Source organism: Eximiradius sp. (assembly GCA_937127445.1).
Lineage (GTDB): Bacteria > Bacteroidota > Ignavibacteria > Kapaibacteriales > UBA2268 > JAKIZO01.
Genome location: CAKZLY010000013.1, coordinates 70946 through 85669, shown reverse-complemented (window position 1 = coordinate 85669; position 14724 = coordinate 70946). Strand labels below are relative to the sequence as shown.

Genomic DNA, 14724 nt, shown 5'->3' with positions numbered 1-14724 from the left:
CCATTATAGTTCCTTACGAAGTCGGGCAACCGAGATTTTAAGTTGCTCACGATATTTTGCAACGGTGCGGCGAGCAACGTTGTAGCCACGTTCTTTAAGCAAATCGCTGATTTTGTCGTCGCTGTAAGGCTTATCTTTGGGTTCTTGGTCAATGATTTTTCTGATTTCTTCTTTAATAACAGTAGTGGAAACTTCTTCTCCTTCGTCGTTTGGCAAAGATTCTGAGAAGAAAAACTTCAATTCAAAAGTGCCAAATTGAGTTTGCACATATTTACCGTTTACTATTCTGCAGACTGTGGAAATATCCAGTCCCGTAGATTCTGCAACGTCTTTGTAAATCAATGGTTTTAGTGCAGAAATGCCGTAATCGAAGAATTCTCTTTGGTGGTGTGCAATTGCTGTCATCACTTTCAGCATAGTTGCTTTTCTCTGGCGTATTGCCTGAATTAAAAACTTTGCGTCTTCATACTTGGAGCGTATCCACTCACGCGTTTCTTTGTTTACTTTTTGTGATTTTACCTCTCTTCGAAGTCTTTCGTAAGCAGACGATAGACGAATTTGCGGCATATTCCCATCATTTACGATGATTGTTAGTTCGCCGTTGTCGTCTTTGACAACAATAAAATCAGGAATTACTGTGTTCATCTCAACTACGTTGTCGCCACCGCCGGGTTTTGGGTTAAGCCGTTTGATGATGTCGAGCGCTGCTTTTAGTTGCTCTTCTGTTATGTCGAATTGCTTAATCAAAACGTGATAATGTTTCTTGGCAAAAGCATCATACCCATCGCGCAAAATGTCTATGGCAAGTTTTTGTGCATCGTTCGGAGTCTGAATATGCTCTAATTGTGATAATAAGCATTCCTGAATTGTGCGAGAGCCAATCCCTGGTGGATCTAATGATTGGATGATCTTTAAAATTCTTTCGGCTTGTGCTATATTTACTTGATTTAGAATTTTTTCGCCATTATTTTCATTTTTCTTTTGCAAGAACTTTTTGTAAAGTTCCATTTTGGGTATGTTTTGAGCGATATCGGGATGCTCGTTGATGACATTCGAGAGCAATTGGGCGGCTTCTTCGCCAAGAGCATACATTCGGGCGGGGTTTTGCTTGTAGAAATCTATCGGTTTGTTGTTCTTTCGCTCAAATTCGCGTTTTTGAATTTCAAAATTATGATTAGCGATAAATGAATTTGTTTCATCGACAATTTCTTGAAGTTCACGACGTAAATAGCCATCGTCATCTATATTTCCCAAGATGTGCGAACCCAGCAATAATTCTTCTCCTGTTAAGTTATGAACACGCAATTGCTGGAACAAATCTTCCACAATTGAGGTTGGAGCATTTATTTGGTATGGTTCATAGTTTTCGTATTCATCGTAATCATCGCTTGATTTCCGGGAAACTTCGCTTCCGTCCTGCCAAATGGCTTCGTAATATTCAAATGGGTCGCGTTCATCAATTATCAACTCTTTTTCTTCTGCTTCAAATTCACCATTGCTATCGATATTTTCAAAGTCATTGCTGGGAATAGGCTCTTCAATTATTGTATCGTTGAAATTTTCCTGTTCGCTTGGGAATAGACCTATTTCTTCGGCATCTAATAAATCGTCTAATTCTGAAACTTCTTCAAGCATTGGGTTGGATTCTATTTCCTGACGTATCTGCTGCTCAAATTGCAAAACGGGTAATTGCAGCAATTTCAGATATTGAATTTGCTGCGGAGTGAGTGTCTGTGTTAAAGTAGTTTTTAAATCTATCGATAATTTCATACAAATATATGTTTATGATACATCAGTAATAAATAACGAATTTAGTTTAAATATTATTTTTGCAATTGTTACAAAAATCGATAAAATGGCATAATTTTTCCTTGCCAAGAAATCTTTCGAGCGGTTCAGTTAAAAAATTAATCATAAAAATTCTGTTGCTTTTCCCGTTTTCGATTGCTGGGTTGCATTCTTCGATTTTTTCGTAATATATATATTTTCCGCCAAAATTCCCGACGCGAATTGGGAACAGATGGCACGAGAGCGGTTTTTTAAATTTTGTTTTGCCTTCGTTATATGCTTTTTCGAGAGCACACAAGGCAACATCGCCATCGTAATAAACAAAGATGCAGTCTCGCTTGTCTATGCAAACAGTTGTGTATTTCCCCGGCTTCCCTGCGTAAAAGCCATCTCTTTCGAGCACTTTCAGCGAGCGCTTTGATAAATGTTTTTTTGTTTCTTCAAGGCAGTTTTCAATTGCTTCGATTTCTTCGTCCAAAAGCGGTGCCCCATATTCACCGGGGAAAGTGCAACACGCACCTTTGCATTTTTTCAAATTGCAGGCGAAATAGGTAGAAACTATATTTTCGTCAATTAATAAGTTGTCAAATTGATACATAAGCAACCTATATATTAATAAAATCAACAAAGTAAAAATAATTAAAATAAATTCTAATAACAAATTACAAGTTTTTAATGAACATATCTTCATAATTCGTTTATTAATTAAAGAGTTTTTTTATAACTCAAAAAAATGAAAGACAAAATTAGGACATCTATAAAAAAACAATTAAAATATCTTGTGTAATTATCTGAAAAATATAGAAATTATACAATCTATATTTTGTTCTTTATATTATTAACTTATATGAATTATTAAAAAATAATTAAAAATACTTTTGCGATATTTTCGATTAATAGTTATATTAATAAAAAATAATTATGAATGGACAATTAACTTATTATGTATAAAAATTAGGAGTTAAATATTGAATATTATTTACTCAATTATCAAAATCAGGAGGGAAAATGAGAATTTTAGTTGTTGAAGACGAACGAAAGGTGGCAAACTTCATCAAACACGGACTTGAAGAAGACCGCTACGTTGTCGAAGTGGCGGGCGATGGAGTTGCTGCTATCGAAATGGCAATGAACAATCATTTCGATGCTATTTTGCTCGATGTAATGCTCCCCGGCAAAGATGGGTTTACTGTTTTGAAAGAATTACGTGATAGTGGTGTCTCGACACCAATTCTTATGCTTACTGCTCGTGGAACAACCGAAGACAGAGTAACTGGTCTTGATTTAGGTGCAGACGATTATTTACCGAAACCTTTCAGCTTTGAGGAACTTGCTGCACGACTACGCTCGATTTTGCGTCGTAGCAGCCCCGAGAAATCAACCAAATTGCGCTGCGGCGATCTTGTCCTTGATACTGTTTCGCACCTTGCATATCGAAATGGTCGCGAAATTGAACTCACCACAAAGGAGTATTCGCTTCTGGAATATCTTATGCGCAATAAAAATCGTATTCTCAGCCGTTCCACTATCACTCAACACGTATGGAAACACAATTTCGACCCGGAATCGAACATTATCGACGTATATATTAAACGTTTACGTCAAAAAATTGAAAAAGATGACGGCAAACCCTTCCTTCAAAGCATTCGTGGAGTTGGTTACCGAATGAGAGAAACAAATCCCGACGACTAATGGTGCAGTTTTCTGCGAAAAAAGGCGTTTGACCAAGTCAAACGCCTTTTTATTTATTGTGAACGAAATAATTATTTATTCAAAAAAATTATTCTATTCCTTTGCCCCAATCAGATAAATAAAAATTCTCGTTCAGTGGACGACGGCTGCGCTCTGCTTTTTCAGTTTTTTGATACTGCTCTGACAATTTCTCAATCTCAGATTGATAACCAACTGCTATTACTGCCATTGGTGTGTGGTCGTCTGGTATCGAAAATTCTTTCATTAGCTTTTCAGCATCGAAGCCCCCCATTTGATGAATTACAAGTCCTTGATTAACTGCTTCATAGGCTAATGTTACCGCTGCTGCGCCGCAATCATACTGTGCCCAACGATTTTCTTTCCCATTAAATGAGAAATTATTTGTTGCAACAACAGCAATCAAAACAGGTGCATTTACTGCCCAACCTTGATTGAGCTCTACAAGACAGCTGAATAGTTTATCGTAGGCATCTTTGTTTGTGAACTTATCGCAAATGATAAATTTCCACGGCTGGTCATTGTAACACGATGGCGCCCATCGCGCAGCTTCGCACAAAGAAAGTATTTGCTGGCGGCTTACCGGACGATTTGCATCGTACGAACGGGGGCTCCACCTCTTCTTGCTTAATTCATTGATTTCTATGCTTGTTTGTGCTGGTTTCTCTATCATTATTCGCCTCATTATTTTTAATTATTAATGGCTACATCCACATGTTTTTTCGTGGTAAGGATTATCGAACACAAAGCCTTTGCCGCGTTCATCTTCGATGTAGTCGAGTGTAACGCCCATTAGGTAAAAAATACTTTTTCTATCGACGATAAATGTATGATTACGAACCTTGTAAGTAATATCGTTGTCGTTTTGCAGAGTATCAAAGCCAATGATGTAGTTCATACCGCTGCAACCTCCGCTTTTTGTAGCAATTCGGATGAACATATCATCTGGGATGTTGTTTTCGATTTTTATCTGCGATATTGCCTCGATGGCTCGCTCTGAGACAAATATATGATCAGATGTATCTATTCCCTCAATATCAGGGATAATTCTTTCGCAATCTGTGCGAATTTCTTCCATTTGTTTCTCCTTTAATCATAATCAATAAAACAATTATCTTCAAGTGGGTGAGCACGGCAAGTAAGAATGTAGCCGTTTTTCTTTTCTTCTTCGGTAAGCGCTTCGCATATATCCATATAGAAGCTTCCGCTTACTGATTTTGCACGACAAGTCGAGCAAGCCCCAATTTGACAGCTATACGGTGGCATATATCCTTCTTTTTGCAAAGCACTTACAATCGTATCTTCTGGCTCAACATTTATCTCAAACGTTTCGCCGTATAGTTTAATTTTTATGCGTCTTGGTAATATTTCGACATCGGGCTTTTTCGCCTCATTATGGTAAATGCTTTCCTCGGCAGTGAAAGATTCTTTGTGAATTCTCGCTTTGTTCACTGCGAGTATTTCCAGAGCATCGAGCACCTGTCGCATCATCCCCGATGGACCACACAGAAAATGCTCACGCTCTCGGAAATCAGGGGCATTCTTCTGCAATAGTGCAGTCAGATTTAGCGTTGTAAAGCGACCTTTATGGCCTTGCCAGTTGTTGTCGTATCGCGTTAGCCCAAAAATCATCTTCAATCTACTGCTATATTGTTGTTCAAGTTCAAGTAATTTCTTGTGGAAAATTATTGATTCAAGTGTTCTATTCGAATATAGCAATAGAATCTTAGATTTTTCTTTTACTTTCAAAATTGATTTTAATATTGAAAAAATAGGTGTAATTCCACTTCCGGCGGCATAAAGCACATAGTTCGCATTCGGTTTTGTTTCGAAATCAGGTACGAACGCACCAAGCGGCGGCATAACATCTAAATAGTCACCAACTTGCAATTTCTCATTTAGATATACCGACAAATTACCTTCTGGAAGTTTCTTGACTGTAATCATAATTGGCTCGTCCCAGTGTGGCGAACTCGAAATCGAATACGCTCGGCGCTCTGCTGTATTGCCATCAGGTAATTTTATTGTAAGATATTGACCCGGCTTGTAAGTGAAAACCGATTGCAATTCCTCTGGCAATTCGAAAACAATAGAAACTGCTTCTGGCGTTTCTCTGATTATTTCACTAACTCTTAATCTATGAAAATCAATAGCCATATTATTCACATTAATTGTTAAAAACCAAGTTCGAAACGAGCAATTTCGCTCATCATTGATTTGTCCCAGGGTGGATCGAAAGTTAGTAGGACTTTCGCATCTTTGACACCTTCGATTTGCTTAATTCGTTCCTGCACTTCGGCAGGCAATCCAATCGCTTCGGGACAATTTGGAGAAGTAAGTGTCATCAGCACAACAACTTCGTTCTGTTCAGTTATTGCAATATCATAAATCAACCCTAAATCGTAAATATTTACAGGTATTTCAGGGTCGTAAATACCTTTTATTTCATTAATTATTTTTTCTTCTAATTCCTGAGGTGAAATGTAGCTCTCGCTCATAATTGCTCCGTGCTAACTTTTGTAGTAGTATGATTATCCAGTGCATTTAACATTGTATGCCAGGCAAGGCTTGCACATTTTACACGTGCTGGGAACTCACGTACCCCACAAAAAACAGCAAGTTTCCCTAAATTTATTACATCTGTATTAGACGATGGGTCTGAGGTTACAACTTTATGAAATTGTTCGAATAATTTCCTTGCTTCCTCGATTGTCTTGCCTTTCAGCAGTGTTGTCATTATCGAAGCTGAGGCTTTCGAAATAGCACAGCCCGCACCTTTGAACCTTACGTCTTCAATTTTGCCTGTGTCCTCATCGACCAAAATGAATACTTCTATTTGGTCGCCACAAAGCGGATTGTGCCCTTCCGCGTGGCGATTGCAAGTAGGTAATTCCCCAAAATTACGTGGATTCTTGTTATGGTCTAAGATCACCTGTTGATATAATTCTTTTAATTCTTCCATCACAAATCCTAACTAAACATTTTTATTACTTTTTGAATTGAATTGGCTAAAATATCAATTTCTTGTTTTGTATTGTAGAAAGCAAAGGAAGCACGAGTTGTTGCAGGCACCCCGAAGCGCCGCATAATTGGCTCCGTGCAATGATGTCCCGTCCGAACAGCAACTCCATCTACATCGAGCATTGTTCCGACATCGTGCGGGTGTACATTTTCAAGCACGAACGAAACAACACTTGCTTTTCGTGAAGCAGTACCAATTATTTTTAGTCCATCTATTTCTGATAATTTTTCCTGTGCGTATTCGAGCAATTGATTCTCGTGTTCTATTATAAAGTCGAAGCCAATTTGATTAACATATTCAATTGCTTTCCCAAGCCCAATTGCCCCTTCTATATTTGGCGTTCCTGCCTCGAATTTATATGGTAAATCGTTGTAAATAGTTCGCACGAACGAAACAGATTTAATCATATCGCCGCCTCCCTGATAGGGACGCATTTTGTCAAGATGCTCATCCTTGCCGTAGAGCACTCCAATGCCCGTTGGCCCATAAATTTTGTGCCCCGAAAACGCCAAAAAATCGCAATCGAGACGGCGAACATCGATTTTCATATGCTGTATTGATTGTGCGGCATCAATTAGCACAGGAATCCCCTTCGAATGTGCTTTTTTGATAATTTCCTCTATCGGATTAATTGTTCCGAGCGAATTCGATACATACACAACCGAAACAAATTTAACTCTTTCAGTGAGCAATTTTTCAAACTCTTCGAAAATTAGTTCCCCAGCATCGTTAATTGGTGCAACGACTAATTTTGCACCGGTCTCTTCGCAAACTATCTGCCACGGAACTATGTTCGAGTGATGCTCCATATAAGTAATCAGTATTTCGTCGCCTTTGCTCAATCGAGGACGCACAAAACTATGAGCAACCAAATTTATTCCTTCGGTTGTGCCACGAGTGAAAATTATTTCATTTGTATTATTAGCATTGATAAATTCTTTGATAATTTTACGCGATTTTTCGTATTCATCGGTTGCTTCTTGGCTTAGCCTATGGACACCGCGGTGGATATTGCTATTATAGTTCAAGTAGTAATCAGAAATTGCAGAAATCACACATTTTGGCTTCTGTGTTGTTGCTGCATTATCAAGATACACCAGCGGTTTGCCATACACCAACCTATTTAGCACAGGAAAATCCTGACGAATTTCTAATAATCTTTCATCAATATTGCTCATTGTAGTTTTCCTACAAGTTTGCTTTCAAATAGTTCTGATAGCATATTTTGTATCTGCGGTATTTCAATTTTTTCAATAATTTCTTCGCCAAAAGCTGCAAGTAGCAAATTTCGAGCATTTTCGTAATTGATTCCGCGGGAACGCAGATAAAACAACTGTTCTTCATCGAGTGTGCCAGAAGTTGCACCATGCGAACATTTCACGTCGTCGGCATAAATTTCAAGTTCAGGTTTTGCGTTAATTGTTGCATTGTCCGATAGCAATATATTTTTGTTAGATTGATATGCGTTCGTCTTTTGTGCATCGGGCCTGACCAAAATTTTGCCGTTGAACACAGCAGTTGCACTATCGCCAACTATGCCTTTGTATATCTCATTGCTGAAGCAATTTGGAAATGCGTGGTCCATAAACGTATGATTATCAATATAATTGATTTTATCCGCAAAATAAAAGCCATAATAATGTGTTTCGGCATATTCACCAACGAACTTTGTATTTAGATTATTGCGGATAAATTTCCCGTCCAGAGTAAAAGTAATATCGTTGAATACTGAATTTCTATTCTGCTCGACGTTTGTTTGACCAAAGAAAATGTGATTATCAGGCAAAATTTGCGTTCTCACAAAGTCAAATCGAGCAAACGCGGCAATTTTAATTTCAGTCAAGCTTGCTGAAAGAGTGTCGAATTCCCCAATTTTTTGGTAAGTTTCAATGAATTTTGCCTGTGCATTTTCTTCTACTGAAATATAAGTCCTCGGAAAAATTGAAGTTTGCGACAAATTTCCATCAAAAATTTGCAACAGATGCACAGGATGCTTTATTATTGCGTTTTTCTTAATTCTGATAAAGGTAATATCTTCGAAAAATGCAGCATTCAGATTTGTAAATACATCGCTTACAAGTTCGAACTTTAAATTATTTCCTACAAATCCATTCGACAAAGCTTGCGATAGTGTTTCTATTTCCAGAGCCTCGTCAATAATTATAGAAAATTCTTTGCAAAATTTACCATTGTTGAAAACAAGCACATTTGCCTTTAAGCCCTGAAAAATAAATTTATCCACTGTTTTACAATCAAGGGTTGGCAAAGCTGCTAAATCAAAATTAAATTTGTTCAAAAATGCAAGATTGGTGTATTTCCATTCTTCCATTTTTGGAGTGGGGATCTGGTCTAATAGAACACGCTCGAAAGCCTTTGCTTTGAATTGAGTAATTTCTTCGGGTAAATTGGACACTTTCAAATATGTGTCGAACTTATTCGCAAAGTTCTCAATAAATTTACTTTTAATTTCCATTGTTACACCCGTGTTAATCTTTAATCCAGTCATAGCCTTTCTCTTCGAGTTCGAGAGCAAGTTCTTTACCGCCAGATTTCACAATACGCCCTTTGTATAGAACGTGAACGTAATCAGGGACAATGTAATTGAGCAAACGCTGGTAATGAGTAATCACAAGGAAAGAGTTGTCCTGGCGACGAAGTTTATTTACACCGTTAGCAACAATACGAAGAGCGTCAATATCCAGCCCTGAGTCTGTTTCGTCCAGCACTGCAAGCACAGGATCAAGCATAGCCATCTGAAAAACTTCGTTGCGTTTCTTTTCGCCACCAGAAAAACCTTCATTGACTGAACGGTTCAGAAACGATTGTTCTATTTCAACCATTGCTGCCTTTTCTTTTATCATCGAGATAAAATCGAATGCGTCAAGTGGTTCTAAATTCCTATATTTTCTTATTTCATTGACAGCAGATTTAATCAAATTTGTATTCGAAACGCCCGGTATTTCCACGGGATACTGAAATGCCAGAAACATTCCTTCGCGTGCACGTACTTCTGGTTGCATTTCAAACAAGTTCTTCCCGTTGAACAGCACTTCGCCTTCTGTTACTTCGTAACCGGGCTTGCCCGCAAGCACCGACGCAAGTGTGCTTTTGCCCGAACCGTTCGGACCCATAATTGCGTGAGTTTCGCCCGGATTAATTTCTAAATCGATACCGTGCAAAATTTCCGTATCGTTGATTTTTGCTTTTAAGTTCTTTATTGATAACAATGCCATTTTTAAATCCTTTATACTAATTGTTAATTAATTATCCAACCGAACCTTCCAAACTAACTGAAAGCAGTTTCTTTGCTTCGACAGCAAATTCCATAGGAAGATTATTTAGCACTTCTTTTGCATAACCGTGAACAATCAATGCAACAGCGTCTTCTGTCGATATCCCGCGTTGGTTGAGATAAAAGATAATATCCTCGGAAATTTTCGAAGTTGTTGCTTCATGTTCTACTATCGCTGTTTGATTGGCAACTTCAATGTATGGGAAGGTGTGAGCACCGCACTTATCGCCCAGCAGCAGAGAGTCGCACTGTGAAAAGTTGCGAGCGCCGTCCGCCTTTTTGCTTATTTTAACAAGACCGCGATAGCTATTATCACTGCGTCCCGCAGAAATACCTTTCGATACTATTCGGCTTTTGGTATTTTTTCCTAAATGTATCATCTTTGTGCCTGTGTCCGCCTGCTGAAAATTATTTGTCAGAGCAACAGAATAAAATTCACCCACCGAATTATCGCCTTTGAGAACGCAACTTGGGTATTTCCAAGTAATAGCCGAACCTGTTTCGACTTGTGTCCAGCTTATTTTTGAATTTTCGCCTTCGCATAGTCCACGTTTTGTGACGAAATTGTAAATTCCACCTTTGCCTTCTTTATCGCCGGGGTACCAGTTTTGAACGGTTGAGTATTTTATTTCAGCATTTTTATGGGCAATTAGCTCGACCACTGCTGCGTGAAGTTGGTTTTCGTCACGCATTGGTGCTGTACAACCTTCTAGATAACTTACATAACTGCCCTCATCTGCAATAATCAAAGTTCGTTCAAATTGCCCAGTCGATGAAGCATTTATACGGAAATAAGTCGAAAGCTCCATCGGGCAACGCACCCCTTTCGGGACATACACAAACGAACCATCGCTAAACACTGCTGAATTTAGTGCTGCAAAGTAGTTGTCAGTGTATGGGACAACGCTTCCCAGATATTTTTCTACAAGTTCGGGATGAGTATGTACTGCTTCGGAAATTGGGCAGAAAATAATCCCCAACTCTTCCAGCTTTTCCTTGAATGTTGTTGCAACAGAAACACTATCGAGCACAGCATCAACTGCCACTCCTGCAAGCCGCTTCTGCTCTTCAAGCGGAATACCCAGTTTCTCGTATGTCTTCAAAATTTCAGGATCTACTTCGTCCAAACTCTTATATTTATTGAAGTTTTTGGGTGCTGCATAATAATGAATATCCTGGTAATCAATTGGTGGGTATTTTACCTTAGCCCAGTTTGGTTCTTTCATCTTTTGCCAATGGTGAAAAGCCCGCAACCTCCATTCGAGCAAGAAACCCGGTTCATTCTTCTTTGCAGAAATGAAGCGAATAATGTCCTCGTTCAAGCCTTTTGGAGCAAGTTCCTGCTCAATGCTTGACACAAAGCCGTATTTATATTCATTCTCTGCTAAATTGCCCAGAATATTATTGTTCTCTTCCATAACTCTTAACCTATATATTTATATTGTTCTTCAAATTTGCAATTGTAGTATTTTTAAAAATGTTATTTATTTGCTCTTGCAGGGTCATAATCGGACTGCGAATATCACAAATTTCAGTGCGCGAGCAGCAGTTGCTGTCACCATCGGCACAATCAACAATGCTTGAACGCTCGTCGAGTGCGTTCATTAATTCTTCTACTGTAATTTCACTTATTTGTTTCACTAATTTATAACCGCCTTTTACCCCCAATTGAGACACCAGCAAGCCTTTTTTCATCAATGTTTGCAAAAGCTTGGACAAAAAATCGTAGGGCAAAGATAATTTCCCAGCAATTTCTTTTGCTGTGTTTGTTTTCGAACTGTTTTCTGCAATGTATTGCAATGCCAATATTGCATATTCAACTTTTTTTGATAATTTTATCATCGTTTCAAACTTATTTTATCGTTCAATTGAGTTTATTGACGTTACAAAAATACGATTATTTTTATCGGAATTTAATGAAATTATACTATTTCAATGAAAAATACGTTTAAGATTTAAATTAACCTAATATTTTTTCAAGGAGAATTTATGAGCACTGAACTTCCAAAATTAGCAATTATTGGCTATGGAACTATGGGGCACGAAATCGAGAAGGCCGCTTTGGGCAATGGCTTTGAAGTTGTTGCTAAATATGATATTGATAATCCAATAGTTGAAGAAACAAAATTTGATTTTGATGTCGCTATTGATTTTTCAATTGGTCGAGCTGTTTATGATAATGCTTGTGTTCTTGCAAAAAACGGTAAAAATTTTGTCATTGGTGCAACCGGTTGGTATGATAGTCTGGAATTAGTTACAAATATAGTTAAGAAATATGACGTCGGGATGCTATGGAGCCCAAATTTTTCTATCGGAATGAACATTTTTATGAAAATTGTCCAAGTTGCTTCGAAATTGATAAATTTGGCTCCTGGTTATGATATTTTTATAGTTGAAACGCACCATAAACGTAAAAAAGATGCTCCGTCAGGTACTGCAATCTCGCTTGGAGAAATAGTATTACGTGAATTCAAGCACAAAAACCAGCTTCTATTTGGAAACCCCGAAGGTGCAATTTTGCCCGAGATGCTTCAAATTTCGAGCATTCGAGCCGGGGATTATTTAGGCAAGCACACGGTTACAATTGACTCACCAGTGGATACCATCGAACTTACCCACAATGCAAAAAACCGCGAAGCATTTGCTGCTGGTGCACTGCTTGCTGCTTCGTGGATTAACGGCAAAAAGGGTGTTTTCAAATTCGATGATATTCTTGACCAAATCTGGTTCGCCGAACGCGAATAAATTTATTTCATTAATTCACTTAAATATATCAAATGTAGGTGCGTATTGACATACGCACCTACATTTTTATAAATCACACAGGTATGCACTCCACTTTTTCTTTGCTTTTGACTGAATTATTCTCAAAAAATTCTGATTTTTTCTTTGATTTCGCAAGGACTGTTTCGAGCATCCCGAGCCCCAAGCAGTTGAATTCACCAATACCGCACTGATATGCTATTCGTAGAATTTCGGGTTCGCTACGAATTGTAACAGGTGCGATAAATCCTTTGAGCTTATATTCTTCATCGGAACCTTCTCGTATTGTTACAAGCTTGCTAACTCCTTCGCTTCCGCCTTTTATTTCAACATATTCGCTATCAAACTCTACCTCAATTCTTCCCTTATATTGTGCTTTGTGAATTATTTCGTATTTTCGGCGTAAATTATAGGCAATTGCTCCTGCTGTTTCGCTTTCGTTTATTCTGTAAAAATGCAAAATTTTATTCCCATTGCTGAACATAACTTTTGAAATTATTGTTGGAGAAAGCATTACGAACTTCCTTTCGTCTTCAAATTCAGGTTCCGGCAATTGCTTGATGCTTTTGAAATAAAATTCCGAATACCCATTGTAATTCTCAATTTTCAACACTTCGCGTGATTTAAAAGTTGATATAATAACCGGGGCTAAATCGTCTTCAATCGGTGCTGAGAAAAGTAGTTTCACGTCTCCAAACCCTGAATATGAAGTTTGAGATACTTTTGAGTTTGGACATATCAATTTGGAAAAAGTGAAAAGCTTATTGTTGGGCAATATCCGAGTGGCTTTTTGGTTGTCGGAAACCCAGGGATGAAATTTTACAGGCGAATAGTAAAGAATATTTACAATTGAACTAAAAAGCAAATAGTTGTAGTTGATTGGGATGGAAAATCGCAACTCTTTCGGATTAAGTATAAATTCTAATCTCATATCGTACCACTGATTATTAAACAAGTCAATTAAATAACGCGGCGAAAAAGTCGCTCGACGACTTTGAATGAAGAAAGTGAGGAAAAGAACTCTTAAAAATAAGTTAATAAAAAATAATCATATATGCAAATATATTTTAATAATTTTTTCATATTTTTTTATGTTATTTTGTCAATTAGGATAATTTTATTTTTTTTATTAATTTGTAAAGACTTATTGTAATTAATTGAGCAAGAATAATGAAAAAATTCAAATCCGAAGTTAAAATTACTTTACGCGAAGGTATACTTGATGTTCAAGGCAAAACTGTTGAGAACGCTTTGCATTCTATGGGCATTCCCGAAATCGCCCACGTGCGTATCGGACGATTCGTTACAACTGAAATTTCTGCTGAAACACAAGAGCAAGCCTTCGAAATTATTGATAAAGCTTGCAGGCAACTTATTGCCAATCCCATTATCGAAGATTATTTTATTGAATTGAAGGAAATTTAAGTAATGAAATTTGGCGTAATTACTTTTCCTGGTTCAAATTGCGACCACGATGCAATTTTTGCTACTCAAACCTGTTTGGGCGAAGAAGTTGTTAATCTTTGGCACAAGGACACACAAATTCCAAACGATATAGATTGCATTGTTATTCCCGGTGGGTTTTCCTATGGTGATTACCTGCGATGCGGTGCTATTGCTCGATTTTCGCCGATTATGAAGTCGGTCGTTGGTTTTGCTAACCGTGGCGGTCTTGTAATTGGTATTTGCAATGGATTTCAAATTCTTACCGAGGCTCAACTTTTGCCCGGTGTGCTTCTTCGCAATACAAATATGCGATTTGTTTGTAAGGACGTCTGGCTTCGCGTGGAAAACACAACGACTCCATTTTCTAACTTAATCGAAAAAAATGCTGTCCTGCGTATTCCAATTGCTCACGGCGAGGGCAACTATTTTGCTGATGCTGATACTATTAAACGCTTAGAAGACAATAATCAAATTGTCTTTCGTTACTCAAACGAGCAGGGCGAAATTACCGACATGGCTAATCCAAACGGCTCAATCAACAATATTGCCGGCATAATTAACGAAAAAGGCAATGTATTAGGTATGATGCCACATCCCGAACGCTATTCCGACGAAATTCTTGGTTGCGACGATGGACTTATTATTTTTAAATCAATTGCTAATTATATTCATTCTAAATAAAGGTTGTTATGGAGGCATTGGC

General features: G+C 37.8%; 17 protein-coding genes. 4 read left to right on the top strand and 13 right to left on the bottom strand.

The window, feature by feature from the left end; translation table 11 throughout:
- Positions 1 to 3 precede the first annotated feature (3 nt).
- Together rpoN and AC6QZF_RS02605 are read right to left on the bottom strand one after the other, a co-directional pair.
- A complete protein-coding gene (gene rpoN, locus AC6QZF_RS02610) occupies positions 4 to 1770 on the bottom strand; it encodes an RNA polymerase factor sigma-54 (protein ID WP_499798321.1) in 1767 nt (588 codons plus the stop codon).
- 46 nt (positions 1771 to 1816) lie between these two features.
- Positions 1817 to 2386 carry a DUF3109 family protein gene (locus AC6QZF_RS02605; protein WP_499798320.1) on the bottom strand — a complete coding sequence of 190 codons (570 nt, stop codon included), beginning with the start codon at positions 2384 to 2386 and terminating at the stop codon, positions 1817 to 1819.
- Positions 2387 to 2796: 410 nt separating this feature from the next.
- On the opposite strand from AC6QZF_RS02605, the gene AC6QZF_RS02600 reads away from it, so the two are divergent.
- Positions 2797 to 3480 carry a response regulator transcription factor gene (locus AC6QZF_RS02600; RefSeq protein ID WP_491814660.1) on the top strand — a complete coding sequence of 228 codons (684 nt, stop codon included), beginning with the start codon at positions 2797 to 2799 and terminating at the stop codon, positions 3478 to 3480.
- An 88-nt stretch (positions 3481 to 3568) separates the two neighbouring features.
- Here the strand turns inward: AC6QZF_RS02600 and AC6QZF_RS02595 are convergent, their stop codons facing one another.
- Genes AC6QZF_RS02595 through AC6QZF_RS02550 form a run of 10 tightly spaced genes read right to left on the bottom strand, consistent with a single transcriptional unit; the run spans position 3569 to position 11654 of the window.
- Positions 3569 to 4171, bottom strand: coding sequence for a nitroreductase family protein (locus AC6QZF_RS02595; RefSeq protein WP_499798319.1), 603 nt, complete (start codon positions 4169 to 4171; stop codon positions 3569 to 3571).
- A 24-nt stretch (positions 4172 to 4195) separates the two neighbouring features.
- A complete protein-coding gene (locus tag AC6QZF_RS02590; protein ID WP_499798318.1) occupies positions 4196 to 4576 on the bottom strand; it encodes a HesB/IscA family protein in 381 nt (126 codons plus the stop codon).
- Positions 4577 to 4587: 11 nt separating this feature from the next.
- Positions 4588 to 5655 (bottom strand): 2Fe-2S iron-sulfur cluster-binding protein, encoded by a 1068-nt coding sequence (locus tag AC6QZF_RS02585; RefSeq protein WP_499798317.1) that lies wholly within the window; start codon positions 5653 to 5655, stop codon positions 4588 to 4590.
- A gap of 17 nt (positions 5656 to 5672) precedes the next feature.
- Complete coding sequence (locus AC6QZF_RS02580; protein WP_499798316.1) at positions 5673 to 5996, bottom strand: iron-sulfur cluster assembly protein; 324 nt, start codon at positions 5994 to 5996, stop codon at positions 5673 to 5675.
- Complete coding sequence (gene sufU / locus AC6QZF_RS02575; protein WP_499798315.1) at positions 5993 to 6460, bottom strand: Fe-S cluster assembly sulfur transfer protein SufU; 468 nt, start codon at positions 6458 to 6460, stop codon at positions 5993 to 5995. The genes AC6QZF_RS02580 and sufU overlap by 4 nt, the downstream gene beginning before the upstream one ends.
- An 8-nt stretch (positions 6461 to 6468) precedes the next feature.
- A complete protein-coding gene (locus tag AC6QZF_RS02570; protein ID WP_499798314.1) occupies positions 6469 to 7698 on the bottom strand; it encodes an aminotransferase class V-fold PLP-dependent enzyme in 1230 nt (409 codons plus the stop codon).
- Positions 7695 to 9026, bottom strand: coding sequence for a Fe-S cluster assembly protein SufD (gene sufD / locus AC6QZF_RS02565; protein ID WP_499798313.1), 1332 nt, complete (start codon positions 9024 to 9026; stop codon positions 7695 to 7697). The genes AC6QZF_RS02570 and sufD overlap by 4 nt, the downstream gene beginning before the upstream one ends.
- Positions 9007 to 9747: a Fe-S cluster assembly ATPase SufC gene (gene sufC, locus AC6QZF_RS02560; protein ID WP_499798357.1), complete on the bottom strand. Its 741-nt coding sequence runs from the start codon at positions 9745 to 9747 to the stop codon at positions 9007 to 9009. The genes sufD and sufC overlap by 20 nt, the downstream gene beginning before the upstream one ends.
- A 37-nt stretch (positions 9748 to 9784) precedes the next feature.
- Positions 9785 to 11230, bottom strand: coding sequence for a Fe-S cluster assembly protein SufB (gene sufB, locus AC6QZF_RS02555; RefSeq protein WP_499798312.1), 1446 nt, complete (start codon positions 11228 to 11230; stop codon positions 9785 to 9787).
- A 10-nt stretch (positions 11231 to 11240) separates the two neighbouring features.
- Entirely contained in the window at positions 11241 to 11654 is a 414-nt protein-coding gene (locus AC6QZF_RS02550; RefSeq protein ID WP_499798311.1) for an RrF2 family transcriptional regulator, read from the bottom strand.
- A gap of 147 nt (positions 11655 to 11801) precedes the next feature.
- Between AC6QZF_RS02550 and dapB the strand changes: the two genes are divergently transcribed.
- A complete protein-coding gene (gene dapB / locus AC6QZF_RS02545) occupies positions 11802 to 12557 on the top strand; it encodes a 4-hydroxy-tetrahydrodipicolinate reductase (protein WP_499798310.1) in 756 nt (251 codons plus the stop codon).
- 73 nt (positions 12558 to 12630) lie between these two features.
- Here dapB and cas6 read toward each other — a convergent pair whose 3' ends face one another.
- Entirely contained in the window at positions 12631 to 13506 is an 876-nt protein-coding gene (gene cas6 / locus AC6QZF_RS02540; protein ID WP_499798309.1) for a CRISPR-associated endoribonuclease Cas6, read from the bottom strand.
- 239 nt (positions 13507 to 13745) lie between these two features.
- Between cas6 and purS the strand changes: the two genes are divergently transcribed.
- Together purS and purQ are read left to right on the top strand one after the other, a co-directional pair.
- A complete protein-coding gene (gene purS, locus AC6QZF_RS02535; RefSeq protein WP_499798308.1) occupies positions 13746 to 14000 on the top strand; it encodes a phosphoribosylformylglycinamidine synthase subunit PurS in 255 nt (84 codons plus the stop codon).
- 3 nt (positions 14001 to 14003) lie between these two features.
- Positions 14004 to 14702, top strand: a complete 699-nt coding sequence (purQ, locus tag AC6QZF_RS02530) for a phosphoribosylformylglycinamidine synthase subunit PurQ (protein WP_499798307.1) — start codon at positions 14004 to 14006, stop codon at positions 14700 to 14702.
- Positions 14703 to 14724 lie beyond the last annotated feature (22 nt).